The organism is Pseudomonas sp. AP42 (genome assembly GCF_001728935.1).
Classification (GTDB): domain Bacteria; phylum Pseudomonadota; class Gammaproteobacteria; order Pseudomonadales; family Pseudomonadaceae; genus Aquipseudomonas; species Aquipseudomonas lactis.
On record NZ_LYSO01000210.1, the window covers coordinates 1 to 2,601 of the forward strand.

At 60.8% G+C, this 2,601-nt stretch carries 3 protein-coding genes; all 3 read right to left on the reverse strand.

Annotated features, from left to right (window positions below):
- Positions 1 to 129: 129 nt before the first annotated feature.
- The 3 genes from A7K61_RS30505 to A7K61_RS30515 all read right to left on the reverse strand — a co-directional run bounded on the left by A7K61_RS30505 (position 130) and on the right by A7K61_RS30515 (position 2,370).
- A complete protein-coding gene (locus tag A7K61_RS30505) occupies positions 130 to 873 on the reverse strand; it encodes a YkgJ family cysteine cluster protein (protein ID WP_044271956.1) in 744 nt (247 codons plus the stop codon).
- A 108-nt stretch (positions 874 to 981) separates the two neighbouring features.
- Entirely contained in the window at positions 982 to 1,464 is a 483-nt protein-coding gene (locus A7K61_RS30510; protein ID WP_044271957.1) for an N-acetyltransferase, read from the reverse strand.
- Between the two features lie 3 nt (positions 1,465 to 1,467).
- Entirely contained in the window at positions 1,468 to 2,370 is a 903-nt protein-coding gene (locus A7K61_RS30515; protein WP_044271959.1) for a chemotaxis protein CheV, read from the reverse strand.
- Between the last annotated feature and the right edge of the window lie 231 nt (positions 2,371 to 2,601).

Sequence of the window (2,601 nt, forward strand, 5' to 3'; positions counted from 1 at the left end):
CGGGGCGCCTGAGATCAAGATCAAAAGCAGATCAAGAGCAGATCAAGAGCAGATCAAGAGCAGATCAAGAGCGGCTCGCTTCGCATCGTGGTTAGCGTTGGTTGCTGCGAACTACAGTTGTGTCGTTATCTATGCCGCTCTCAGCGAGATAAACGCATAATTGGCCGGCACTTCCGTGGCAATTTGTGCCCCGGCATCCAGCACCTGTTCGGCGATGTCCATCCCGGACACATGAAACACCCATTCATTGGCCACCGCCGGCTGTTCAATCGCCAGTTCAATCGCCTGGGCAAACGCCTGCATGTCCGGCAAGTACGCGGTAAACCCGTCGCCCTTGAGGGCGGTCGTGCGGATGCCGAGCAACGCGCATACGGCTTCCTTGGTCTGTACGTCATCACGGTCGGCCTGGCGCGAACGGCGAATCAGTTCGGCCAGTTGCGTGTCCATCAATTCACCACCGACGATCAGCGCGGGGCCTTGCTCCCAGGATTCCGGCGGGCAGTCTTTGGCGCTTGGGTTCAGTGGGATATGCGGGTTGATCTCCATCGGGTAGATGCGGCACACCAGCGGGCGCCGTTCGTAGATGCGGCAGCGGTTGTCTTCGTCAAGATTCCGGCAGCGTCCGGCGTTGTAGGCGGCAAAGGTGATTGCCACAAACGCCTCGGTATTGCCGCTGGGCACGACCACTGAACGGCGCTCGGCGTGTTCCCGTTGTTGCAGGGGCAGGCCCAGGCCGTTGCCAAGAAAGCCCTCCACCAGAACGATGACGTTGCCGCCGTCCGCCGCCCAACTGCGGGCTTCTTCGAGGGTCAGGGGCACGTGATGGTCGCTGCAGCATTTGCCGCAACCGACGCAGGAAAAGTGTGTGTTCATGGCGGATCTGTCACCAGGCAAGGTCAGAGGGCACGCTTGAGGGGTGACGGGTTTTTACCTCTATCGACCGCTCAGGGGCTCTGGAAGCAAGTTATGCGCCAGTGAGGGTCAGCCCTTGGATAGGATGTCGCGCAGCACAAACCCCATGCCCGCACTTTCATACAGTTGGCGGGCGCGCAGGTTGCTCTCCAGCACCTTGAGGTCCACATAGGGTTCGCCGCGCTGCTTGAACACCTGGAAGCTATGCAGCAGCAAGGCGCGGCCCAGCCCTTGGCCTTGGGCACAGGGGTGGACGGCCAGGTTCTTGATAAAGGCGCTGGTCCAGCATTGTGCCACGCCGAGAATACCGTCGCGGTTACTGGCGACCAGGCACAGCGTCGGGTCGTACTCGGCATCGGTGACGAACTGCCGGCGCCACTCATCCAAATGGCCGACACGGCCGCCGCCTTGGTCCTGGGTCATGCGCAGTACGGCATGGATCGCCGGGGCCAGTTCATCGCGATAATGATCCAGCCGGGTATCCGCTGGCCATTGCGGGGCGGGCAGGCTGCCGGTGAGGTCGCGACGCAGCAGCTGGTAATACTCGGCCAAGGCTTACAGGCCCTTTTGCGCCACGGTTTGCGCGGCGATGACCAGGCATTTGGTCAATTCGGGGGATGAGAATTTGGTGAGTACCGAGTCGGCACCGGCCAGGCGTGCTTTTTCGCTGTTCATCGCGCTGTCCAGGGAGGTGTGCAACAGCACGTAGAGGTCCTTGAAATCCGGAGTTTCGCGCAAGGTGCGGGTGAGGGCGTAGCCGTCCATCTCAGACATCTCGATGTCCGACACCACCACGTTGATCTGTTCAACCGTGCCTTGCAGCTCCAGCAACACGTCGATGGCTTCCTTGGCGCTGCGGGCGGTGTGGCAGGTCAGGCCGAGGTTGCGCAGGGTGTGTACCGATTGCTGCAAGGCCACCTGGCTGTCGTCCACCACCAGGATGCGGGCATTGCCCAGCACTTCGGCTTCTTCCATGGTCAGGTCGGTCGGCGCCGCTTCAACCGGTGCCGGGGCGATGCCATGGATGACTTTCTCGATATCCAGCACCTGCACCAGGCCACCTTCCACCTGGGTAACCCCGGTGATAAACGCCCGATTGCCGCCGGAGCCGTAGGGCGGCGGGCGGATATCGGTGGTCAGGCAATGCACGATCTTACTCACCGCCTGCACATGCAGGCCCTGCTTGGAACGGCTGACATCGGTGACGATCAGGCAGCCGCCGTCCGGGTCTTGCAAGGGCATTTCACCCAGGGCGCGGCTCAGGTCGATCACTGACAAAGACGCGCCGCGCAAGGTGGCGATGCCTTTGACGTGCGGGTGTGACTCCGGCAGCTTGGTCAGCGGCGGGCAGGGGATGATCTCGCTGACTTTCAACAGGTTGATGGCCATCAGCTTGCCGCTGCGCAAGGTAAAGAGCAGAAGCGAGAGTGAGTCTGCGCGGGCTTTGGTGGTGGACATAAAAACCTTCTGTGGATCAGGGATGACGATCTATAGAGAGTTATCGACTTGGCTGGCCGGGGCTTTAACCGGATTTTGTGTCGGCACACTGTTTATATGCAAGCTGGCTTGCCTGCGATGGCCATAGGTATCTACACAACTGTGCAGTTCGCCGCAGCCACCGGTAACCACGATGCGAAGCGAGCCGCTCTTGATCTTGATCTGCTTGTGATCTTGATCTCAAGCGCCCCG

Coding starts and splice junctions, on each gene's coding strand:
- A7K61_RS30505 (WP_044271956.1), bottom strand. CDS start 873: ATGAACACACACTTTTCCTGCGTCGGTTGCGGCAAATGCTGCAGCGAC.
- A7K61_RS30515 (WP_044271959.1), bottom strand. CDS start 2,370: ATGTCCACCACCAAAGCCCGCGCAGACTCACTCTCGCTTCTGCTCTTT.